This window comes from Bacillus sp. SD088, assembly GCF_017355205.1.
In the GTDB taxonomy this organism is placed as follows: domain Bacteria; phylum Bacillota; class Bacilli; order Bacillales; family Bacillaceae_C; genus Lederbergia.
In genome coordinates this window covers 1-22,816 of the sequence record NZ_JADIJK010000048.1, presented here as the reverse complement: position 1 = coordinate 22,816, position 22,816 = coordinate 1, and the positions used below count along the sequence as shown (strand labels likewise).

General features: G+C 37.9%; 25 protein-coding genes and 2 pseudogenes. 11 read left to right on the top strand and 16 right to left on the bottom strand.

The window, feature by feature from the left end; translation table 11 throughout:
* The 6 genes and pseudogenes from IPU53_RS24100 to IPU53_RS24080 all read right to left on the bottom strand — a co-directional run.
* Positions 1-256 (bottom strand): annotated as a pseudogene (locus IPU53_RS24100) (hypothetical protein); the annotation flags it as partial.
* A gap of 238 nt (positions 257-494) precedes the next feature.
* Positions 495-1,172, bottom strand: a complete 678-nt coding sequence (locus IPU53_RS25185; protein ID WP_242698549.1) for a hypothetical protein — start codon at positions 1,170-1,172, stop codon at positions 495-497.
* 95 nt (positions 1,173-1,267) lie between these two features.
* Positions 1,268-1,636 carry a hypothetical protein gene (locus IPU53_RS25180; RefSeq protein ID WP_242698548.1) on the bottom strand — a complete coding sequence of 123 codons (369 nt, stop codon included), beginning with the start codon at positions 1,634-1,636 and terminating at the stop codon, positions 1,268-1,270.
* A gap of 317 nt (positions 1,637-1,953) precedes the next feature.
* Positions 1,954-2,539 (bottom strand): annotated as a pseudogene (locus IPU53_RS24090) (ABC transporter permease subunit); the annotation flags it as partial.
* A gap of 290 nt (positions 2,540-2,829) precedes the next feature.
* Positions 2,830-3,456, bottom strand: a complete 627-nt coding sequence (locus tag IPU53_RS24085) for a YesL family protein (RefSeq protein WP_207453947.1) — start codon at positions 3,454-3,456, stop codon at positions 2,830-2,832.
* A 294-nt stretch (positions 3,457-3,750) separates the two neighbouring features.
* The gene (locus IPU53_RS24080; RefSeq protein WP_207453945.1) at positions 3,751-4,002 is read right to left on the bottom strand and encodes an alpha-glucosidase C-terminal domain-containing protein; all 252 of its coding nucleotides are present in this window, start codon (positions 4,000-4,002) and stop codon (positions 3,751-3,753) included.
* Positions 4,003-4,225: 223 nt separating this feature from the next.
* Here IPU53_RS24080 and IPU53_RS24075 point away from each other — a divergent pair, with 223 nt between their 5' ends.
* The gene (locus IPU53_RS24075; protein ID WP_207453949.1) at positions 4,226-4,972 is read left to right on the top strand and encodes a sulfite exporter TauE/SafE family protein; all 747 of its coding nucleotides are present in this window, start codon (positions 4,226-4,228) and stop codon (positions 4,970-4,972) included.
* A 111-nt stretch (positions 4,973-5,083) separates the two neighbouring features.
* Here the strand turns inward: IPU53_RS24075 and IPU53_RS25520 are convergent, their stop codons facing one another.
* From IPU53_RS25520 to IPU53_RS24050, 5 genes are all read right to left on the bottom strand, one after another.
* A complete protein-coding gene (locus IPU53_RS25520; RefSeq protein WP_207453943.1) occupies positions 5,084-5,206 on the bottom strand; it encodes an AgrD family cyclic lactone autoinducer peptide in 123 nt (40 codons plus the stop codon).
* On the bottom strand, positions 5,190-5,789 hold the full coding sequence (locus IPU53_RS24065) for an accessory gene regulator ArgB-like protein (RefSeq protein WP_207453941.1): 600 nt from the start codon (positions 5,787-5,789) through the stop codon (positions 5,190-5,192). The genes IPU53_RS25520 and IPU53_RS24065 overlap by 17 nt, the downstream gene beginning before the upstream one ends.
* Positions 5,790-5,920: 131 nt before the next feature.
* Entirely contained in the window at positions 5,921-7,186 is a 1,266-nt protein-coding gene (locus IPU53_RS24060) for a hypothetical protein (RefSeq protein WP_207453940.1), read from the bottom strand.
* Positions 7,187-7,224: 38 nt separating this feature from the next.
* Positions 7,225-8,007: a sensor histidine kinase gene (locus IPU53_RS24055; protein ID WP_207453938.1), complete on the bottom strand. Its 783-nt coding sequence runs from the start codon at positions 8,005-8,007 to the stop codon at positions 7,225-7,227.
* 835 nt (positions 8,008-8,842) lie between these two features.
* Complete coding sequence (locus tag IPU53_RS24050) at positions 8,843-9,793, bottom strand: alpha/beta hydrolase (RefSeq protein ID WP_207453936.1); 951 nt, start codon at positions 9,791-9,793, stop codon at positions 8,843-8,845.
* A 302-nt stretch (positions 9,794-10,095) separates the two neighbouring features.
* Between IPU53_RS24050 and serC the strand changes: the two genes are divergently transcribed.
* A complete protein-coding gene (gene serC / locus IPU53_RS24045; RefSeq protein WP_207453934.1) occupies positions 10,096-11,184 on the top strand; it encodes a 3-phosphoserine/phosphohydroxythreonine transaminase in 1,089 nt (362 codons plus the stop codon).
* A 319-nt stretch (positions 11,185-11,503) separates the two neighbouring features.
* On the opposite strand, the gene IPU53_RS24040 is transcribed toward serC, so the two are convergent.
* Positions 11,504-12,379: an AraC family transcriptional regulator gene (locus IPU53_RS24040; protein WP_207453932.1), complete on the bottom strand. Its 876-nt coding sequence runs from the start codon at positions 12,377-12,379 to the stop codon at positions 11,504-11,506.
* Between the two features lie 191 nt (positions 12,380-12,570).
* On the opposite strand from IPU53_RS24040, the gene IPU53_RS25170 reads away from it, so the two are divergent.
* The 3 genes from IPU53_RS25170 to IPU53_RS24030 all read left to right on the top strand — a co-directional run bounded on the left by IPU53_RS25170 (position 12,571) and on the right by IPU53_RS24030 (position 14,317).
* Positions 12,571-12,831, top strand: a complete 261-nt coding sequence (locus IPU53_RS25170) for a sugar phosphate isomerase/epimerase (RefSeq protein WP_242698547.1) — start codon at positions 12,571-12,573, stop codon at positions 12,829-12,831.
* A 25-nt stretch (positions 12,832-12,856) separates the two neighbouring features.
* Positions 12,857-13,150, top strand: coding sequence for a hypothetical protein (locus tag IPU53_RS25165; protein WP_242698546.1), 294 nt, complete (start codon positions 12,857-12,859; stop codon positions 13,148-13,150).
* Between the two features lie 150 nt (positions 13,151-13,300).
* Positions 13,301-14,317, top strand: a complete 1,017-nt coding sequence (locus IPU53_RS24030) for a Gfo/Idh/MocA family protein (RefSeq protein ID WP_207453929.1) — start codon at positions 13,301-13,303, stop codon at positions 14,315-14,317.
* Positions 14,318-14,385: 68 nt separating this feature from the next.
* On the opposite strand, the gene IPU53_RS24025 is transcribed toward IPU53_RS24030, so the two are convergent.
* Both IPU53_RS24025 and IPU53_RS24020 read right to left on the bottom strand, forming a co-directional pair.
* Positions 14,386-15,531, bottom strand: coding sequence for a GntR family transcriptional regulator (locus IPU53_RS24025; protein ID WP_207453927.1), 1,146 nt, complete (start codon positions 15,529-15,531; stop codon positions 14,386-14,388).
* A gap of 387 nt (positions 15,532-15,918) precedes the next feature.
* The gene (locus IPU53_RS24020) at positions 15,919-16,164 is read right to left on the bottom strand and encodes a hypothetical protein (RefSeq protein ID WP_207453925.1); all 246 of its coding nucleotides are present in this window, start codon (positions 16,162-16,164) and stop codon (positions 15,919-15,921) included.
* Positions 16,165-16,362: 198 nt separating this feature from the next.
* Between IPU53_RS24020 and sspL the strand changes: the two genes are divergently transcribed.
* Complete coding sequence (sspL, locus tag IPU53_RS24015) at positions 16,363-16,521, top strand: small, acid-soluble spore protein L (RefSeq protein WP_207453923.1); 159 nt, start codon at positions 16,363-16,365, stop codon at positions 16,519-16,521.
* 51 nt (positions 16,522-16,572) lie between these two features.
* Here sspL and IPU53_RS24010 read toward each other — a convergent pair whose 3' ends face one another.
* Both IPU53_RS24010 and IPU53_RS24005 read right to left on the bottom strand, forming a co-directional pair.
* Complete coding sequence (locus tag IPU53_RS24010) at positions 16,573-16,890, bottom strand: DMT family transporter (protein ID WP_207453921.1); 318 nt, start codon at positions 16,888-16,890, stop codon at positions 16,573-16,575.
* 1 nt (position 16,891) lies between these two features.
* Positions 16,892-17,230 (bottom strand): DMT family transporter, encoded by a 339-nt coding sequence (locus IPU53_RS24005; RefSeq protein ID WP_207453919.1) that lies wholly within the window; start codon positions 17,228-17,230, stop codon positions 16,892-16,894.
* Between the two features lie 175 nt (positions 17,231-17,405).
* Between IPU53_RS24005 and IPU53_RS24000 the strand changes: the two genes are divergently transcribed.
* The 5 genes from IPU53_RS24000 to IPU53_RS23980 form a co-directional block, all read left to right on the top strand.
* Positions 17,406-18,653, top strand: a complete 1,248-nt coding sequence (locus IPU53_RS24000; RefSeq protein ID WP_207453917.1) for a serpin family protein — start codon at positions 17,406-17,408, stop codon at positions 18,651-18,653.
* Between the two features lie 162 nt (positions 18,654-18,815).
* On the top strand, positions 18,816-19,493 hold the full coding sequence (locus IPU53_RS23995; RefSeq protein WP_207453915.1) for a response regulator transcription factor: 678 nt from the start codon (positions 18,816-18,818) through the stop codon (positions 19,491-19,493).
* Entirely contained in the window at positions 19,487-20,596 is a 1,110-nt protein-coding gene (locus tag IPU53_RS23990; RefSeq protein WP_207453913.1) for a sensor histidine kinase, read from the top strand. The genes IPU53_RS23995 and IPU53_RS23990 overlap by 7 nt, the downstream gene beginning before the upstream one ends.
* A 32-nt stretch (positions 20,597-20,628) precedes the next feature.
* Positions 20,629-22,365, top strand: coding sequence for an ABC transporter ATP-binding protein (locus tag IPU53_RS23985; protein WP_207453910.1), 1,737 nt, complete (start codon positions 20,629-20,631; stop codon positions 22,363-22,365).
* A gap of 140 nt (positions 22,366-22,505) precedes the next feature.
* Positions 22,506-22,816, top strand: a 311-nt coding sequence (locus IPU53_RS23980) for a PadR family transcriptional regulator (protein ID WP_207453908.1), incomplete at its 3' end; no start/stop codon positions are given.

Below are 22,816 nucleotides of genomic sequence, written 5' to 3'. Positions count from 1 at the left end.
GTACCTCCCAATCAATATGAACATTTGTCATTTCCTCGTACGTATTCCAAATTAAAATATCATCCCAATTACTTTGTGTTTTAGCCGCCATTCCCACAAACATTTTGATCGTAATTGGTTCATTGACAATCGGCATACCTGTTTTATTAAGATTTTCGTCTGTTCCTAGCTCAACTTGGTTGCCCTCTGTCTCTTTGCTACAAGCTGATTGAAAGATAACCAGTAGAATCATGAGTGTATACAACCACTTTTTCATCCTATACTCCCCCTGCTGTTCTAATAGACTAGCCTACATTCTATCAACCTCATTATAATGTATTCGCTATCGGCTTTCTTATCACTTTTTCATCGCTAATAAAAAGCGGTTAATCTTCGAACATTAAATTCATTACAGCAAGAGCTCGTACCAACCCACTTTCAAAAAAAGAAGAGCGTCCAAAAAGTCAGTTCACTACTTTTTTTGGACAGCTCCTCCAATTCTCTCTATCTACTATTTAATTACTCTCTTTATATCTCTCAAATGCTTCATTTTCTATTTCCATTAAGCGGTCTTTTCCCATTTTATCGATTTGCTCGACGAAGCTGTCCCATTCATTAAAGGATGTTCTCCCTGTGATAAACTCGGCTTCTTTTTCTGAAATATATTGGGCAATGTCTTCTCCTACGGAAGATTTAAAGTTAATTTCTTCTTCCGTATAGTTAAATGCATTATATGTTTCCCCAATATAATCTCGCGCTTTTTCTGCTGCTTCTAAAGCATTAGGATGGGATTCAGACCCTTTAAAATACCATTCCCGGACATAACCTGGGTAACTTCCCCCATTCCAGCTAAAGTACTTCTCAATTGCTTGTGCATACGTAAGACCATCTGGGTTATCGGTAATTTCTTCTACATACTCCAGCTCTTTTTCACCCTTTTTCTCAAAGGTTTCTCCTTCAACTCCCATAAAGTAGAAGGTTGCTCCCTCATCACTAAAGAAATGATCCATCCACCGGACGGTTGCGGCAGGATGTTCGTTTTTGTCTGTAATTGCAAAGGCTCCAACATGCACAATCGGCGTTTTTAATTGACTATACAGTTGATCACCATGGGGACCTTCCAATGCACTTAAACCAATAAATCCATCTTTATCCATCATAGAACTTGGATTTGGGACAATCACAGAGCCCAATAAGCCCTCTGCTCCTTTGGCATTTAATTGTCCGCTCTCAATTTCAAAAATCTCCTTATCGATTAGACCTTCACTATATAATGTATGGACATACTCTAAGACTTCTTTATATTTCGGATCTGTGCGGTAAAAGCGCAGCTCATCCGTTTCAATAACTCTGAGGAAGATAAACGCGCTGAATAAAAGGCATCCGGATAGTCTCCCCCTGCCAACACAACGCCCTTTTTTTCACTAAGTGTATCAAACGGATGCAATTCAAATTCTACATTCACATTCGTTTCTTCCGCATACTTCTTCCAAATCAATAAATCCTCGTATTGATCCGAATTGGAAGGATATTTCCCAGTAAAGAATTTCAAATCAATCGGCTCATCGACAATCGGAAACCCTTCTTTATTAGGCTCTTCATTTCCGCCAATTTCATTTGCGTCATTCCCAGCCTTATTATTACAGGCTGTTAACAAAAATATCATCATGACCAACGAGATAAAAAGTGTTTTTCTGACTCCTCCCTTCCGGGATATTTTGGAAAAAATGTGCGCATAATGATCACGTTATACACGGAAACCGCGTTCGGAATCACAATCACCCATATCGTATTGATCATTCCTAAATCTTTGACAAGAAGATAGGTCGGAATCATTCCCCCACTAAAAAACATGGTAAAAACAAGGAAAGCTGTAATCGCTCCTCTCCCTAGAAAATCCTTTCTTGATAAGGGATACGCAATCATCGTCGATAAAGCAAGATTAATAGCTGTCCCAACAACCGTATAAATAATCCAGAGACTGGTGTCATTTACTTTTTTGGCAATGAAATTCACCATCAAAAGCATAATAAAATTAATAATGGATTCAAATAATCCTACAGCCGCGGAATAACTATACTGAGCATCAATAATTCCGGTACGGTAAACGTGTGTAGCAATCACATCAGAGCTATTCATGTTTAATTCATTTTGCATTAAGAATACTTTTTCAAAGCCGACGCCGAGTATTTTACCAGAGTGAAGAATTAAGAGAATAATAATCGTTGATTTAATCCCTGGTAAGTTGATGTGCCAGATTCTTCTTAATTTACTTGCTCCATCTACTTCAGCAGCATCATGCAATTGTGGATCAATGGCTGACAAAGCCGCTAGATAGATAATTGAGCTCCAGCCCATTTCCTGCCATACCCCTGAGAGGAAAACCCACTACCAATTGGTAAAGGCCAATTAATAAAGTATTTTTGATTAATCTCCAAAAATAATAACTATCGAAGAAACGTTTAAAATGTTCAAAGCCGATCCATGGACTCCCCGTGATACCCGATGAAGCAATAAAATCTTTAAAAGCAATTTGTACGCCATACATGGGGAAGTACTCCTGTAGCCCTGAGATAAAGGAAACACGGCGAGCATGAGCCGATGTTGACTTACGCAAGCAGAAGCTGAAAGTTTGCTAGTCGCTGGGCTGGAGCTGGATGACGACCGCGATATAAGCAATTATCTCCAAGCCAAGAATTTTATAGTTTCTCTAAACCACAAGTAAAGCTTTGTATAAAAAAACTTAATCAATGAGGATTACAATGATCTTCATTGATTAAGGGAGTTAAAAAAATCGATATCCATAAGCAACAATACTGAAATTTTTAAAACAATTAAGTACGGAAGCCTCTATTCTATGCCTCTGTCTTCCTTCTCTGTTACAAAACCAAGAAAGGCATTTAATGCAATCCTTATCCATAGATAGGCTACCGGGGCAATGAGAAGTACAGCTAGAATAAGAGAAATTTTATAAGCAATCCAGCCTATCCCAATAAGCATCGCGGCCACGGCTGCTGTGTGAAAGGGGCGAATTAAAGTAATAAGAAAAGCCCCTCTTATTAAATGAATAATTGAGATTTCCATATGTACAAGAGACGGTAACCCTTGAATAAATAGAATAAGTATAATTGCCTCCAGAGAATAAGAGCCATATATAAGCACTTGACTTAATGCTCCATCGGCTTGTTGAAAATGAGAGATATTAATAAGTAATAACACGGCACCCACTATTAATGGGAGCCCAAATAAATTGCCTTTAGCAAACATTTCCTTATAAAAACGCCAAAACATTTTTGTGATCGATGATGGTTCTGCTGTTTCTCGCAAGAATTGTCTAGCCACTGCCATGACCGCTAGAAGAGCTGGTAAAAAACCAAATATTCCTAAACCTAATATTGTAAAAGTCATAAATAATACTTGTAAAATTATCACTCTTCCTACAATCTGTCCAAATTTTCCAGAAGATTTAGATTGCATCAGAGCACCCCCTATATCCCCTTATCTGTATAATTATTGTAAGCATTTTAATTGATTAGAGCAAGTAACTGTATATCCTTAATTTTCACTATAAAAAAGAAGCCTTCAAAGCCACTTTATTGCCTTTGGATAGCTCCTTTTTTTCTATAAAGTTCGGGATTTTATATTACAGAATTTTCATTTTCCTACCAGAATTTCCTGGGAAATTGTCATTTCACGGGAAATCCTGAAGAGGTTTTTAACACGAATATTGTTGGATTCAGGGTGTAGCCCACATTTATCCTGTAAATTCTTCTATACTGTATACACTCTTGCTTCAAATGGCTTTAAATACAGTTTTTTCACAGTATCATGTTCATTTACTTCAATATTCGCCAATAATAATTGGCTAGATGTTACAGCAAAAGGTAAGTCTTCGTTTATATTTGCTGGTTCATCCGTTAAATTAACGAGGATTACGACTTTTTCCTTTCCGATCGTACGAGTATAGACGTAAATCTGCGGGTGATCTAGTAATCCTATTATCAGTCTATCATTGCTCTTCATAGAAAGAAAAACTATGATAGTAATAGATTGTTTTTCAGTTAGAGTGCGTATTCAAAAAGAAAGCAAGTCGGATAATTGTGCTGACTTCTGTGTTGCCCACAGGATGTAGTGACTTCGACGTTCGACACAAGATGTGTCGGTACTTAGTCGAAGCTCCTTTATCCCGCAGTATCATTTTTACCGGACTTTTTGAACATTCTTTTGAGGAGTTGGACGTTTTTTGGTGATGGTGGAATTAATCATTGTTATGTTTTTCACTGGCTTATTACTCGGCTTTATCGGAGCGGGTGGTTCAGGATTTATGATTGCCATTTTAACAGTGGAATTTGGGTATCCTATTCATATCGCTATGGGCACAGCGCTTGCGGCGATGATGTTCACCTCGTTTTCCGGTGCCATTAGTCATGTTCGTGAAAGGAATACAGATATTCTAAGTGGAGTAATGATCGGATTGATCGGCGCGGTGGCCGCGTGGTTTGGTGCAGGTATTGCCATTACTATTCCTGAATCAGTAATCACTTGGTTAACAGCAAGCATGCTTGCTTTATCCAGCATTGCTCTCTTTCTACGTTTAGTCTTAGCTTCAGACCATTCCGTTCCACTAAATAAAAAGAGTTATCGATATCCTATTGCTGTCATTTCTCTTGGATTAGTAACTGGTTTCTTGTCTGGCACATTCGGTATTGGAGCGACTCCGTTTATTCAACTGGGCCTCATGTTGTTCCTTGGATTACCCATGCGTTTAGCTGCTGGTACCTCCATGCTCATCATCTTGCCAATCGCCGCAGCAGGGGGAGCGGGATATTATTGGGCAGAAAGTTTGGATATTCAACTATTGCTGATGGTCCTTATTGGGACCATGACCGGTTCTTATATTGGTGCCAAGCTAACAAAACGTGCACCGCAAAAACTACTTAAAACTGGGATCATTGCTACACCGCTTGCTGCTGCTCTTGTACTCTTCTTTTAGCATGGCAACTTAGGTCAGGGAATATCAGATACAAACCTAAGTTTTCTTAAAAGCTTTTAGCCCAATCAAAAGAGGCTCGTCCGCAATGGATAGGCCTCTCTTGTTTGATCGTCATTTCGTTTTCTTTAGACTTGCAGGGATCTTAGGTGCATGTACCAATGGACTTGATGCAGAGACAAATGTTGAAGCAACGGTATGAGTAGCTCTAGAAACGTGTTTAGCTAGCTTTTTCACTTTTATCACCTCCTTTAAAGTATTGGTTTACCAGATGATCCAAACTATGAATGAACTTTATTCCCATTGGCGTTAGTAACAAAGCTTGAAGAAGAGCACCGAAAATAAATCCTGTGTGTCCGAAATATAAGTAGAAACAAAGAGCTAATAGCAACCAGACAAGCGCGGAAATCTTCTTTTTCCTCTCCCACTGTGCAGAATGTTTCAACTGATGTTCCTCGTAATATGGGGCGAATTTTATTATAAGAAACAAACTCAACAACCAATAACCAAAAATATATGTATCCTTTTCTGGTACCCAGATAATCGTCGCCAACAATAGTAAGCTTGTGATCGAGCAGGCAAGGGATTGATGGAGATGAGCACCGCCAGTTAAAATACGAAGAATCATAAAAGATAAGCCAACCTGCAAGATTAAGAAATATGCATTCAATAGCCAGCCCACTACCATAATTAAAAGAACTGTAAACAGTAGATTAAAAATAATTGTAAAGCCAAAGACAAGCACATCATGTGGAGCTGTTTCTTCAGGATTAGCTCTTTTAATTCGATCTGCAAAGGCTATAGCCCATTTTTCAAACATTTGATCACATCCTTTTATCCGAGTAGGATCCGATACTTTAGGAATACAAGGAAATAGAGAATTGTGGCGGGCAATCAACTACCAGTTAAAGCCCGATTTATCCAAAACGCGGTGCTTTTCCTCTATTGACTTTATAGTATCGGAGAGCGAATAGATAGATTAATCGGTTGAAAATCCGATTGAATCACAGCCCCTAGTTGTTTCAACTGCAATAATTCATCATAATAGCTGAGATTTTTATCCATTTTCTCTTCAATATGAAAAGGGCTCTTAATGGTGAAAGAAATCGAATCTTCCTCTCTCATATCTATATGAAAATGGATCGTTTTATCTTGTTCCTCTGATGCTTGAAACATTATATAAATAAAATCATCCATCATTCTACTAATACAAACAATTTGTTGCAGGGAAATTGCTACCTCTTGATAAACCTCTCCTGATACTTTAATAGAAACACCGAAAAGCTGACCTAATTTTCTCTTATTAATTAAAAAGATATACAGCAATTCATCAAGTTGCGGAGTCAACTGTTGATAGACTGAAGAGATTTTTGATGGTGCTTTATCTAATTGGTTGGATTCAATATAATCGGGAATCAGGTCGTAGGCTTGTCTTTCAGCAAGCTTGAGAACTGCTTGGAAATGCTGAGTCCCTTCTTCCTTTAAATGTTCAACACGATCAATGATCTGCTGCTCTTGATCAAGGAAAAGTTGTTTGGCTTCCAAAATCTGTTGTTTTTGAAACTGAATATGTAAAAACAAATAGAAGGATAAAATAATAAAACCAAGAACCATTACGAACAAAATCAACAATTGTTTGTATGGAGCTGCTTCACTTAATAGTGTGCAAGCCGTTAGACAGATAAAAGCAACCGTAGAAATGGAGATCAACGAAATAAGTATTCGATATTTCTTATTCATCCTTGGACCTCTAATGATAAAACGGACCTCATTCAATTGATAGGTTGAAAACCGAACCACCGTACTGATTAGCATTAAAATTAGAATCGTTACCAGTTGAATTTTCGTCTTGTTATAAAAGACGAAAAAGAAATAAAAATAATCCAATGCAAAAGCCCTTACAAGCACTTCCATAATAATCATTTGTATAAAAATATAAAAGCCATATCCAATACTTGTAATAACAAAAGCTTCTAGCATTTTGTTAGCCAAAACCCATCTGACCAAAAGAAATGCTGAAATAATTTGTAAAATAATAATGTACGGAATAAGAAGTGAACTATAATGGAGTAGCAAAGAAACGACGCTCATTATTCCTGCCATAAATGAGATCGCCTTATATTTTTTTTCAAAGGAATACCCTAATATCGTAATTGGAAATAAAAATAAACATACCCATTCAAAAAAGGAGAGAACAAGCGTAATGATGATATCCATAACCTAAACTCCTTTTTAACATTCGTATTCTATGTTTTTCACGGTGTGTTCTTAATTAACGGAAGTCGGATTCGAACTTGAGTCCCTTTAGGCTGCTGATTTTGGATAGACAATTCTCCATTCAATGTCTCAACGATCGCTTTACAGATTGGCAATCCAACACCGGTGCCCTCTTCTTTGGTTGTAAAAAATGGCGAAAATAAATGGTCAATTAACTCCTCAGGAACTCCTTTTCCATTATCCGTTATAAAAATCCATACATCCTTGTCCTCTTTTTTCAAACGGGTATGAATCAAACAATCCCCTTCGGAAGCTTCAATCGCATTATTCATCAGGTTGACGAACAATTGTTTAAGGCGAGATTCATTGCCCGTAATATAAATTTCGTCTGGTAAATCTGTAGAAAATTGTACATTTTCATATTCAGGCTGCATTTTAAAAATGGCGATTGACTTTTCTACCATGTTTTTCACATTAATAATGGATAAATGATCCTTCTGAAAATCAGTTGTAGATAAAATAAGAAGTTCCTGAATTAACGACTCCATTCGCAAAGCTTCATCTTTAATAATGGAAAGATATTGACTAATCTTCGGGTCTGCCTTTACAGTCTGATCTTGCTCAAGAAATTGAGTAAACCCAATAATCGAGGTCAAAGGGTTTCGAATTTCATGGGCAAAAAAAGCTGCTAAACGACCAATAATTTCATCATGATTTTCTCTTTTTTCCTCTTTCACTAGTACCTTTTGTTTACCTTTTTGTTTCTTAAATGGTCTCATCTTTTTCCAGTTTATTCGATTAAAGAATGGCCAAGTGTTCATCGAGGTTTATACTCTCCTAAAGGATTGTTTAGTAATTCAAAACTCAAAGTTGATATGCCTGTTCCATTAGAGACTTTGATCCGCACTTCGTTTCTGAACTAGAACTTCCTATCCTTTACAAACTACAATATTAAATACCAATATTAACGAATCGATGAAGGTAGAACGAAATTCAGACAATCACAAGAGCAATATTCATGTTATCTTCTTTAGAAATCATACCTATACAAGGAATTCTACAACACCTTTTTTAAAAAGGTCGTCGAAATTCGTCGATTTCTTAAAAAAATTTACAATTTTCCACCAGATTTGATCTAGAATAGGAGTTAAAGGTGTTTTTCAGTCTTCTATTATAAAATATTAACCATTCTTATGTTCCGCATTTTTACAGGATCGTTTCTCAAAAGCATAGAAACAATAATTTATTTTGTCGATCCATTATGAAAAGACTGTCCAGGCCGGAGTATTGGGATTGGGTTTCTGGTCTTGCTTATGGGTTTCTTAGAAAAAAAATGGGGTTCTTGTTTTCATTATGGGGTTCTTTAGATTAGTATGGGCTTCCCTGCATTAAGAATGAACAATAAGAAAAGCGCAAGCGCCTTGCTCAGCCCCGACAAGCAAATGTTCTGAGACAAGAAAAGTCCGGTTTTGACTTTTATTGGCTCAGGTTATTTGACCTCGAGGGGCTAGGCGCTGGAGCTAGATCAAAACACTAGCCAAAATTTTATACTTTCTTATCTTTAAATAAAATAAGGAGCCAGTAACTAGCTCCTCCTTATAACATTTCAGTATTGAAAGTCAACACAATGAACTGTACTGCCTCTTTAATAATTCACTAGAGGATCGCATCCAAAAACTCTTTTAAACGATTTTCATATTCCTCTGTGAGATTATCGAAAGCCTTAGTATGACCAGCATCTGGCACAATCCATAATTCCTTTTCGCCATCCGCTGCTTCATACAATTCGTGCCCCATCGCAGTTGGAACGAGATCATCAGCATCTCCGTGGATAATGAATAATGGCCGAGTATTTTTTTTCACTTGTTTCACAGCTGAAGCCTCTTCAAAGGTATATCCTGCTTTTATGTTTGTGATCACACTTGTTACGTTTAACAATGGGAAAGACGGAAGATGATAAATATTTTTCAATTGATGCTGGAGCTCAGCCTTCACCGAACTGTAGCCACTATCGGCAACAATTCCTTTAACTTCATCGGGTAAATTTTCGCCGCTTGTCATTAGCACAGTTGCAGCCCCCATGGAATTCCCATGTAAAAGGATCTCTTTTGCACCATGTTCATTGATTAGAAGTTGAATCCAATCAAGATAGTCAAGCCTTTCATGCCAGCCATAGCCAATATATTTGCCTTCACTATCCCCGTGTCCCCGAGCATCTGGCAGCAAAATGTTGAAACCTTCCTGATAATAAAATTTTGCTAATTTCCCCATGTCATCCCCGGTATTCCGGAATCCATGAGCTAATATCACCGCTTTTCCAGTCTGCTGCTCATTTTGGATATATTTTGCCCTCAGCCTTAAATTATCATATGAGATTAAATCCAGTATTTCAGGATCTTGTTCATCGTACCAAGCCTTTGCTTCCGCTAAAAGACTTTGGTCCAGTTCACTTGCTTCTGCATTAACCGTTGTTGCTTCTTTATGAATTTCAATTTCAGTCCCTCGCTTGATTCCTTGACCATAAAAATAATTCCCTGCAATAACAAGTGCTATCAGTAAGATCATCATAACACTCGCTAGCGAAATCCATATTCTTTTTTTCAACATTCTCCCCCCCTGTTCTACCCTCTTAGCCACTTAAAATATGCAATTTTCAAATCACTCTTCTAGACCTCCTTATTATATCATGTAGAAAGAGGGCGGGATCAAAAAAATCCGCCAGGATCTTCTTATTCTTGTCAGATGATATCCTCTATTTTTTCATTACATCCTTCATTTTATGATCAGCTACCAGTGATTAAAGATAAGGTAAAAAAAATTGAAAACTATATTTTTGTCATTTTTTACCCTCTCACCCTTCTGAAAGGTGTATAATGCAATCAAGTTTAATTTCTTAGGAGTGATACATATTGAAACAACGTGCTTATAATTTTAACGCGGGGCCTTCGGCTCTTCCTCTTTCTGTATTGGAAAAAGCTCAAAAGGAGCTTGTTGATTTCCAAGGAACTGGGATGTCCGTTATGGAATTAAGCCATCGAAGTGTTGCTTATGAAGAGGTACATAATCAGGCAATTGCTCGTTTAAAATCATTACTTTCTATCTCAGATCAATATGACGTACTTTTTCTACAAGGCGGAGCTAGTTTACAATTTTCAATGATCCCAATGAATTTCTTAAGTCCCGGGCAAAAAGCTGGGTACATCATGACGGGCTCATGGTCTGAAAAAGCGATCAAAGAAGCGGAGTTATTGGGTGATGCTTATCGTGTTGCAAGTTCAAAAGAAAATCATTACCAAGTAATTCCAGCTCTAAATGAATTGACGTTCAATGAACAAGATGCCTATATCCATTTGACATCTAATAATACAATCTATGGTACTCAATGGAAGGAATTCCCTGAAACAGGAGATGTCCCTTTAATTGCAGATATGTCTAGTGATATTCTTTCTAGACCTATTGATGTCAATCAATTTGGACTTATTTATGCTGGTGCGCAAAAAAACCTCGGTCCCTCTGGTGTAACAGTCGTGATTATTCGTAAGGATCTATTAGAAAAATCTAACGCCAATGTTCCAACGATATTAAAATATAACACCCATGCGAAAACGAGCTCTCTCTTCCACACCCCTCCTACTTTTGGAATTTACATGCTTGGAAAAGTGTTAAAATGGGTTGAAGAGCAAGGTGGAGTTGATAGTATCGCAAACAGAAATGAAGAAAAGGCAAAAATAATATATGATACGATCGATCATAGTAACGGATTTTATTATGGTCACGCTGAAAAGGAAAGCCGTTCTCTTATGAATATTACCTTCCGCTTGAACAATGAAGAATTAGAAAAGAAATTTTTAACGGAAGCTAAAGAAGCCGGTTTTGTCGGTTTAAATGGCCATCGTTCTGTCGGTGGTTGCCGTGCATCTAGCTATAATGCTGTGCCAAGAGAAGCTTGTGTAGCATTAAGTAAATTTATGATGGAGTTTCAACTAAAAAACAGTTAATTAAATTGGGACTGTCTTTAAAAATTGAGCATCCCCAAAAAGACTCTCTTGCTGAGATAGGTCATGCAGGTGTTACCCTAGGGCGGCACGAACGAAGCCTATCTTCAGCTAATTTATTTACTATAAAAATAGTAGCACAAACCATGGTCTTGGTCTGTGCTACTAATACTAGTATGTTTTATTTCGTACTAGCCTTGCCGTAGATACCTTTCTAGTAAAATACGTCATCAATTCCCTGCTTAATTCTTCCGCTTCTATCCACAGCGTCTTTTTCTAACACAGCTTGCATTCTGAATTTCCAGAACAACGCTCCACAAAGTCATTTGCCTATTTTAAATTCTTCCTGTCTAAACATTTTTCTTTTGGCTGAAGGTGGCATGCCTTTCACTTGCTTAAAGACCCTTCCAAAATAGGTAACACTCTCATACCCTACCTTTTCAGCAATCTCCATAATTGACCAATCTGTTTCAGCAAGCATTTTTTCGGCCTCATATACTCTAAGTATGTTAAGATACTCAATTAAAGTCTTACCTGTTACCTTTTTAAAAACCTTACAAAAATGATTGGGGCTTAGGTTAACCATTTTCGCAGCTTCTTCTACGCTTATACTTTCATAAAAATTCTCACGTAAATAATTAAGTAAAGTTGTTAATTTATATTTCTTTTGTATTCGAGAGGCGGGCACATCCTCGATATAAGCGTAATTTCGAAATATCATACTAAAGGTTCGGTATAATTCTGACTTTACCATAAGCTCATAGCCTGTCTCTTTCCGTTCAAATTCATCGATTAAATTTGAAATGGACTTTCTAATTTCCTTCGTATGCGCATCTTCCTTTCTTAAGAAGTTGGGCATTTTTATCTGTTCGTTAAAATAAGGAAAAAAATATAGATTCTCTGTATTATCTAAACCACTATTTCGAATAATCGCTTCATTAAAAACAATGGCAATCAATCTTGTATCCGCTTCTAGCACATGGGCGGCATGTAATTGTTTTGGATGAAAAAGAGCAATCTCTCCTTTTTTTAAATGTACAAAAACATCATCAATTTGAACGACAGCCTTCCCTTCTTTAATCATTACCCACTCCATGTGATCATGCCAATGCAAATGGATTCCATTTGTATAAAATACATTGATGGGAAAGGTCTTATCAGGTATAAACGTAGATTCCTTTAAATGTTTTTGGACCATACTCTCCCCCTAGTTTTTTCTTAAATTAGCAATTTGCTTTTATAACCATCAATATTTTGTCTTTTAAAATCGTAAAATTGTTCGATTATCTAATAAGATTCGCCGTAGATATGGAAAAACCTTTCTTATACGATAAATGTAAGACATTCATTTAAAAACATAGGGAGTGTTCTAAATGTCACAAATCAGAATTGCTAGGTTTTACGGACAGAGTACCTGGTTCCATTGATCAATCAATGCCACGCTTTGCTGAAGTTTTTGGACAGCTAACCAATCGTGCAGCAGATAATGGAGTAAAAGTTGCCTTTGAAAACTGCGATATGGGAGGAACTTGGCAGGAAGGTGATTGGAATATTGCGCACAATCCGACAGCATGGGAGATGATGTTTAATGCAGTACCAAAAGAAAATATCGGTTTGCAATGGGACCCTGTCATCAAATGGTTAGCCTGATTGACCCTATCCCACAGCTTCGTAAATGGATTGGAAAATCTTTAATGTTCATGGAAAGGATGCAACGATAGCATGGGATATTATAAAAGAATATGGAACCCATGAACCTAAACAATTTGTCTGGCATCGAACCCCTGGTTTTGGTGATACCAATTGGACTGACATTATCTCGATTTTACGTCAACATGATTACAAAGGGAGTATTGATATTGAAGGATTTCATGATCCCGTCTATTCTAATGATTGGGAAATGACTGGACAAGTCCATGGACTGAATTATTTAAAACAATGTGGTGGAAGAGATTTTATCCCGAATTAACTGGCAGTAAGACCCCCACTTCAAGAATTCGAGGTAAAAACGAGAATTATAAGGTTCAACTAACATTCGGATGAAAAAACCCCCACTGAATGAAGTTTCACTTTATTTCTAATCCAAAATAAATCAAACAAAGCAAAGGAGCTAGAATAAATGAATTCATTTAAAATTATTGTTGCTGGTTGTGGCAGCATGGCAAATACATGGTTAGATTATGCGGCGTATCGGGAAGATGCTGAAATCGTAGGGCTTGTGGATGTTTATTTAGAGGCAGCGGAAAAAATGGCAGAACAGCGGAATATAAAAGTACCGGTATTTACTGACTTATCTGAAGCTATAGAAGCAACAAATGCCAATCTGGTTTTTGATGTCACGATTCCTGCCGCTCATAAAAAGATCGTCACTACTGCATTACAAGCTGGCTGCCACGTTTTTGGAGAAAAACCAATGGCAGAATCATTAGAGGATGCGCAAGCGGTTTTAGAAGTGGCTAACCAAACGGGAAATAAATATGCGGTTATGCAAAACCGTAGATATTTGCAGCAGATTCGGGCATTCCGGGATCTTCTATCCGCCGGGACCATCGGAACGGTTGGTTCTCTTCATGCGGACTTTTTCATCGGTGCCCACTTTGGTGGATTTCGCGATCTAATGGACCATCCACTGATTCTAGATATGGCCATTCATACCTTTGATCAGGCTCGTTTCATCAGTGGGGCTGATCCTGTATCTGTTTATTGCCATGAGTATAACCCGCCAGGATCTTGGTATAAAGGCAATGCCTCTGCTATCTGTATTTTTGAAATGAGTAATGGAGCAGTATTTTCTTATAATGGTTCCTGGTGTGCGGAAGGAATGAATACCTCATGGGAGGCGGACTGGCGTGTCACAGGTAATAAGGGCACCGCATGCTGGGATGGACAGCATAATCCTATATATGAAGTCATTGAATTTGAACAAGAAGCTACTTTTATCAACTCAATGAGAAAAGGTGAAGTGAACAGCGATTGGGCTGGTCAAGAAGGACATTGGGGATGCCTAGATGAAATGTTTGCGGCTCTTAAGGAGGAGCGATTAGCAGAAACGGATTGCCATGACAATATTGAAAGCATGAAAATGGTCTTTGGCGCCATAGAAAGTGCGAAAACACAGAAAAAAATTATCTTATGATAATGCTCAGGGACGATTATAAACGCCCTACATGACCGATAATTTTAAGGAATGTAGGGCATTGAACATTATTTTTTGATACGTGTAGTCGATTCTCCAATCACCAACTCCGCCTCTAGTAATTGTCTTGGGGAAACGGATGAGTTACTCTTCATTTTCAAGATATTTTCTACTGCCTTTCTTCCAATCACTTTCTCCTGTTGTTTCAAATGTGTAAATAAATAACCATCGGCCAAAGGGAATTCTGGACTATCAAAACTAACAATTGAAATATCTTTCGGTACCTTTAACTCTAATTCTTCGATGGCCTTCTTGGCAATTAAAGCCAAGTTATATTCTACTGCAAACAATGCTGTGATTTCCGGATTTTCTTGTAAATAATGCTTTATTTTATCAATATCCTCTCGAATATTTTCACTGGTAAATGCATTGGGCAGTGTACTTGTAAGATCCGTTGCCCAAAGCGCTTTGTTCACAGCTAAGCCCTTTTCATCATACGCCAAGGTGAAGCCTTCCATCCTTTCTTCGATGGCAGTGGTGTCAACGGGTGGCGGTGTGATCAGACCGATATTCTCATGTCCAAGCTCAAATAAATAGTGGATCGCTTTTTTAGTAGCTGAAACATTATCTGTACTAATCGATGTTGCTGCAATCCCTTTAAAATATCGATCAATTAAAACAAGGGGGAACTTATCGATGGCAACTCTTAATATTTCTTCATTAAAATATTCACCTTGAGCGGGAAATACGATTAATCCATCTACTCCTAAGTGAAGAAGTTCCTTAATCGCCTTAATCTCATTTTCAATCAGGCCCATTGTTCGTCGTATAATAGGGAAACAATCATGCTCTCTTGAAGCTTCTTCCACCCCGTGTACAATATGAGTTCCAAATCCGTAATCAAAATCGGTCATGACAAGACCAATTAATAATCCTTTTGACCTCTCATTCATCGCTTTTGAGGGCTTTACTTGTTTGTCTAGATCCACTTCCCTTACAAACGAGCCTTTACCAGGTAATCGCACAATTAATCCATCATTAGCTAGTAGTTCCAATGCTTTTTTACTTGTAATCCGACTTACCTCATATAATTCAGCCAATTCTTTTTCAGATGGAACACGATCTCCTTCCTGATATTGCTTGTTTATTATTTTTTTACATAATTCATCGTAAATTTGTTCATACATTGGCTTATTTGACTTTTCCACTTCCATTTTGTTTCCTCCCTAGGTAGCACACCCTAATATATAATATATATTAATATATCATTTTATGGAGTGAAAGGAAATAATTTGAGATGGTTCCTTTACTGTTTTCTATTAGTAGATAAATTATGCTCTTGGAAATGAGCATTTTCATGACTTTTCGCTGCATAAATAAAAAAAGAAGGATTCTCCCTTCTTTTTTCGTTGTTGAAAATTTATCCCGCATTAACTGGCTGTAAGACCCCCACTTCAAGAATTCGTGGAAAAAACCTAGAATTGTAAGTGGGGGATCAACAGCCAGTAAAAGCCCGATTTGTTCAACTAACAATCTGTGGGGGATGAAGGAAAACCCCCACTGATTGAAGTTTCACTTTATTGGACAGTTCCTAAACATTTTTATTCTTCTCCAGATTCCTCTTGTAGTTCATTATAATACTGAACACTTGTCATTGCGCCTTCATCCACCATTTTGGCATCCTCTACTTCTGAAGGTTTCCCTAAATCTTTTATATAGGATGAATTCAACTTACTGACAACCTTCGTAAATTGGCTTTTGATTTTTTCTCGATTTTCACTGCTGGACAGGTAGGTAGCTCCGGCTACTGCTCCAGCCACACCTATTATTTTTCCGAACTTCCCCATTGATTTCAGCTTCCCTTCTCGTCAATCTTAATGACCTACTACAGAGTATGCATCTGTGGGCGAAATGATATAAATATTTATGTGTGGATAACAGCAATAAAAAAAGAGAAGTTCACTATTTAGATTTTTGACGATCTCATAGATTTTCTAACCTTGGTAATAATAAAAAGAGAAATCATGTTAATGAGGTGAAAAGCAATGACAAGAGAAAAAAATGTCCCAAGAAAAAAGCTTCATACCCAAAATAAGGGGAGAAATGCTACAAGCGTAAACCCACAAGGCTACGCCGATACTGAGCTTGCAGAAGAACCAAAAAGCAAACTAGAAAATGCGGCGAAGAAAAAGAATACCAAATAGGATCACTGAATCTTATCGTAACTGCCCCATAACTGAGGGGTGGTTTTCTTTTTATCCCCCCAATACCTTTAAACCGACTGCTCCAGCAATAATACAAAACAAAAACAAAATTCGTTTCCAGCCAGCAGATTCTTTAAAAAAGAGAATCCCGATAAGAACCGCTCCGACAGCCCCTAATCCCGTCCATACCGCATAAGCCGTTCCTAGTGGAATTTCACGCATAGCCATAGATAGAAAAAGAAAGCCACCGCCAAATGTACCGATAATGGCGAGGAGCCAACCAATTGATTTATGACGCAAATATAGATTAATACTCATCACACCAAAGATTTCACCTAAACTGGCAATGATTAAATAGATCCAAGCCACGCTACTCCCCTCCCTTTGTTGCTGGTTCTTCATCAGGTGTTGTGACTTTAATCCCAATAACGCCAACGATAATTAAGCCTATGAAGAAAACTTTCGCAAGCGAAAATTCAGCATCAAAAATAAGAAAATCAATCAAAACAATAGCCGCAGCACCTGACCCTGTAAAAACGGCATAGACAGTACCTGCAGGTAGTTTTTCACATGCTTTAATAATAAAATAGAAACTAAGTACAATGACAATTCCAGTACCAATCCACTCTATGATAGAGCTTGAGTATTTTAAACCAATCACCCAAAACACTTCAACAATGGCGGCTAGAAGCACATAGAGCCAAGCCATACCAATCCCCTCCTCTATCCTTAGCATTTTAGCACATCTGCGCAATTTTAGCCTTGAAAAATCCTTCGGATATTCCTACTATACTAAGTATCCCCTACTTTAATTTGGGAAATTCTTAAAAGGCTGTAACCTTTCTTCATTCCTACAGTCTAATCTATAAAGGAAGGTGACCCATTTGAAAAACAGGACTATGATTTTTCTAATCATCGGGGTATTGATTTTACTTCAGACTGGATGTGGCACAATGGGAGATCAAGATGGTTTAGCGATTGAGAGTAATGTTGATTATGGGGCAAAGGATTATGAAAAGATCCATTCTGCTAATAATGCATTAGGTTTTCAATTATTGTCTCAGGTGGATCCAGATGATCAAGGAAATGTTTTTATTTCTCCTACTAGTTTATTGATGGCACTTTCGATGGTCTATAATGGGGCTGATGCTGAAACAAAAGAGGAAATAGCCAAGGCATTACAAATGGAAGGGATTGATGTAACAGATTTAAATAAAGCCAATGCCTCACTTATGTCCATGCTTCATGATCATTCAGAAGATGTGGAATTAACTGTAGCCAATTCTATATGGCTGAATGAGCATTTCCATTTTCAAGAACATTTTAAAGACAATACTGAGGATTATTTTAATGCGATGATCCAAGAGATCGATGTACATGACAGCAAAGCATCGAATACAATCAATGACTGGGTGAAAAAGGCGACCAATGGGAAAATAGAGGATATCGTCGATTCCTCATTAGATCCCAATATGGTTTCGATCCTTATCAATGCCATTTATTTTAATGGAAATTGGACCTATGAATTTAATCAGGAGTTGACCGAAGATCAGCCCTTTCATTTAGAAGATGGATCCTCAACAGAAGTTCCAATTATGACACTCAATGAAGAGCTAGCCTATATGGAAAATGAATATATTCAAGCCGTGACTCTTCCTTATGGGGATGATGAGGATATGAGTATGAATGTAATTTTACCAAAAGAAAACTCAAGTTTGGAAGAAGTTCACTCATTACTAGCCAATGAAAGCTGGCAAGACTGGCAGCAAGAATTAACATCCCAGGAAGGAACGGTCATGCTACCAAAATTTCAACTTGAATATGAAACTACCCTTAATGAGAGTCTGGAAAAGCTAGGGATGAGGACCGCCTTTGACGAGAATAAGGCAAATTTTTCAAAGATGATCCAAGAAGAAGACCCTTTGTGGATTAGCGAAGTGAAACAAAAAACATTCATTGACGTAAATGAAACAGGAACTGAAGCAGCGGCTGCCACCTCTACTGAAATAAAAACGACATCCGCTCCAATTAACCCTCCCTTCATCATGGAAATCAATCGCCCATTCATCATCATCATCACAGACCATCCAACAGATACAATCTTGTTTATGGGAAGCATCAACAAACCATAATAAAAAAGGGGCCGGTCCCCCAGCGCTTTAAAGCACTGGGGGACTGGCCCCTTTTTTGAGTTCATATATAGTTCATATTGTTATATTATGATCTTGTTGTAGCAAAAATAGGGGTAGTCATTAAATGGGATAGAATTGAAATTAAAAAAGGAATGATCGATTGTGACGAAAATTTTAATGGTTGATGATGATGCATATATTCGTGAGTTGATTTCCTTGCTTTTACGTGATGAAGGGTTCCAGGTATATGAAGCTTCCGATGGGTTAGAAGCTCTTACCATGTTGGAATCTATCCAGGTAGATTTGGTGATTTTAGATATTATGATGCCTAATATGGATGGCTGGGAGTTGTGTCGTGAGCTTAGAGATTTTTATGATTTCCCACTCTTAATGTTGACCGCAAAGAGAGAAACAACAGATAAGCTAAAAGGTTTCGATATGGGGACAGACGATTATTTAGTAAAACCATTCGAACCATTGGAACTTGTAGCAAGAGTAAAGGCATTGTTGAAACGATATCAAATTTCTATTTCTCAGCAAATACAAATAGGGGAACTCTCTTTAAACTACAAAACGCTTGAAGCTCATTATCAAAATCATTCAGTTGACTTGCCAAGAAAAGAGTTTGAATTACTTTTTCTTTTGGGAAGTTATCCTGGGAAAACTTTTACACGGGAACAATTAATTGAAAATATTTGGGGTTATGATTATGAAGGGGATGAACGGACAGTGGATGTCCATATTAAACGATTGAGAAAAAGATTTCCCGATGAACAGAAGAATTTTGTTATCAAGACCATTCGTGGCTTAGGCTATCGACTGGAGTCTCCCTTATGCTGAAAATGCGCCTCAAAATAGCACTCGGCTTTTTCATTGTTATTCTCGCTCTATCTATTTGTTGGTCTGGGGCGTATTTCTCAACAAATTGGTTCTATACCTTCTATTCCATCCAATTACACACTTATTGGGTACAGATAATCAATTCCCTGTTAGGCTTTTTCCTATTTGGTTGTGGAATGTTTTTATTGACACGCCTTTTTACTCGTCAAAGGCAAAAACAGGCCGAATTTTATCAATCCATTATCTATGCCATCAAGCAAATTGCTCAGGGGAATTATAATGTGAGCTTGCCTAAGATTGAGGACGATGACCATCCCAATCCCTTTGCGGAAATCGTCGACAATATTCATTATATGTCTAAAGAGTTAGCACAAACGGAAAGGATGCGCCAAGAATTTGTTTCAAACGTTTCTCATGAAATTCAATCTCCGCTTACTTCTATTAGCGGATTTGCCCGAGCCTTAAAAAACGAACACCTACCTCCAAAAGATAGATTGCATTATCTTTCTATTATCGAAACGGAAAGTGAACGTTTATCCAAACTTAGTGATAATTTATTAAAATTAACATACTTAGAATCGGCTCACCATTCCCTCGAACTAGCAGAGTATCGATTGGATAAACAAATTCAGCAAGCAATTTTATCTTGTGAACCTCAATGGTTGGATAAACAAATTGAAATGGAATTTTCTTCAAAAAATTTATGGATAACTGCAAATGAAGATTTGCTTAATCAAGTGTGGATGAATCTGCTTCATAATGCGATCAAATTTACACCAGCGGGTGGAACGATTCGCATGAGTGCCTCTCTCCAAAAAGAAAAGGTTATAGTAGAAATTTCAGATACGGGGATTGGCATTGCAGAGAAAGATCAACTTCATTTATTTGAGCGATTTTATAAAGCCGATAAAGCTCGCTCTCGCCAAACAAGCGGCAGTGGATTAGGTCTTTCGATCGTAAAAAAAATTATCGATTTGCATAATGGCGATATTCATGTAAGGAGTAAGCTACACGAAGGTACAACCATTGTGCTTACGTTCCCTCCTGTTCACTCTGGAACAGAAGACAGACAAACGAGAAGAAATTCACTAAGCATTTCTTAAATCCAGCTATTATGCAGAAAAGGAGTTACATCATGAAAAATAATCCACAAAACAGTTTAAAACCGTTTATCTCATTACTATTATCCACCAATATCCCAAAGCTAGCTTTGACGATGGGACTTATTGCAAGTATGATCACAACTTTAGCAGGATTAGTCGTCCCGCTACTGACCAAAAATTTGGTTGACGGCTTTTCAGTTTCTTCTTTAAGTGTCCCCCTTATCATAGCAATTGTGCTTGCGTTTATCATTCAGGCTGCGATTAATGGCGTTTCGATGTACCTTTTAACAGCCGTTGGGCAAAAGATTGTCGCAAAACTGCGAGATTCCATGTGGCTAAAACTGATTCGCCTCCCTGTCAGCTATTTTGACAAAAATTCAAGCGGTGAAACGGTTAGCCGAGTTGTCAATGATACGAGTATTGTGAAAGATTTAATCTCACAACATTTTCCACAATTTGTTACAGGGATTATTTCCATTATCGGTGCAATTACCATTTTACTAGTGATGGACTGGAAGATGACATTGATTATGCTGCTCTCTGTACCCTTAACGATAGCAATTATGCTGCCACTAGGCAGGAAAATGGCGAAAATATCCCGAGGATTACAGGATGAAACTGCTGTTTTCACAGGACATGTTCAACAAACTCTTGGCGAAATTCGCTTAATGAAAGCCTCCAATGCTGAACAAAGCGAAGAGAAAAAAGGCTTATTTGGGATCGAAAAACTACTAGGCTATGGTTTAAAAGAAGCACGGATTTTTGCCCTTATTGCTCCGATTATGTATTTAGTGGTCATGGTGGTGATCGTTATGATTATCGGATATGGAGGAATGCGTGTAGCGAGTGGAGCGATGTCGACAGGATCACTTGTTGCCTTTCTCCTCTATCTTTTCCAAATTATTATGCCAATTACCTCTTTTGCTACATTCTTCACTCAATTGCAAAAGGCAAAAGGAGCAACCGAAAGAATTATTGGTATTTTAGAATTGCCTTTGGAAGAGGGACAAGAAGGAATTGACATGGATATTGCAGCAAAGCCAATTTCTGTGCAAAACATTTCTTTTTCCTACAGTGAGGATGAACCTGTCTTAGAAAACATCTCGTTTGAAGCAAAGCCAGGAGAAATGATTGCTTTTGCTGGACCAAGCGGTGGAGGAAAAACGACGATGTTTGGTCTGATGGAACGATTTTATCAGCCTACTTCTGGGGATATCTATATTGGTGACACCTCTATTTATAAATTGTCTATAGCATCTTGGCGTGATCAAATTGGATATGTTTCACAAGAAAGTGCCATGATGGCAGGCACGATCCGAGAAAATCTTTGTTATGGTCTAGAGAATGCAGAAGAAATTCCAGATGAACGATTATGGGAAGTGGCTAAGATGGCTTATGCCGATCAGTTCATCCACGCCTTTCCAAATGGTCTGGACACGGAAGTCGGTGAACGTGGGGTCAAACTTTCTGGTGGTCAAAGACAACGAATTGCCATTGCACGGGCATTTTTAAGAGATCCTAAAATTTTGATGATGGATGAAGCAACGGCAAGCTTGGATAGTCAATCGGAAAGCATCGTCCAACAAGCCTTAACTCGGCTCATGCAAGGACGAACAACCTTTGTCATCGCCCATCGACTATCCACCATCGTCGACGCCGACAAAATCATCTTCATCGAAAACGGAAAAATAACCGGCAGCGGCTCCCACCACGAACTCACCCGCGCCCACCCATTGTACCGGGAATTCGCCGAACAACAACTCGCCTAACTTTTTTGGGGCCAGTCCCCCAGCGCTTTAAAGCGCTGGGGGACTGGCCCCTTTTTTCAAAAATTACTTTGACAGATAGAGCAATATGCGATATTATTACTCCATCAGATAGAATAGTGATGAAACAAGGAAGTGTCAATATGATCAGAAGTGATATTATCCGCGGGCATTTAGATTCGATTATTTTGCGTTTGATTTTGGAAGAGGATCGATACGGTTATGAAATATCGAAGGAAATTAGCCAACGTACGAATAATCGTTTTCAAATCAAAGAGGCCACTTTATATGCTGTATTTCAGCGTTTGGAAAAAAAGGATTTAATCGAGTCTTATTTTGGCAGTGTTTCTTTTGGGGGGAAAAGAAAATATTATAAAATCACAACCTTAGGTAAGGCTTTTTTGAAAGAGTCAGCAGAAGAATGGGAAGCCACAAAGGAAATCATTGATCTATT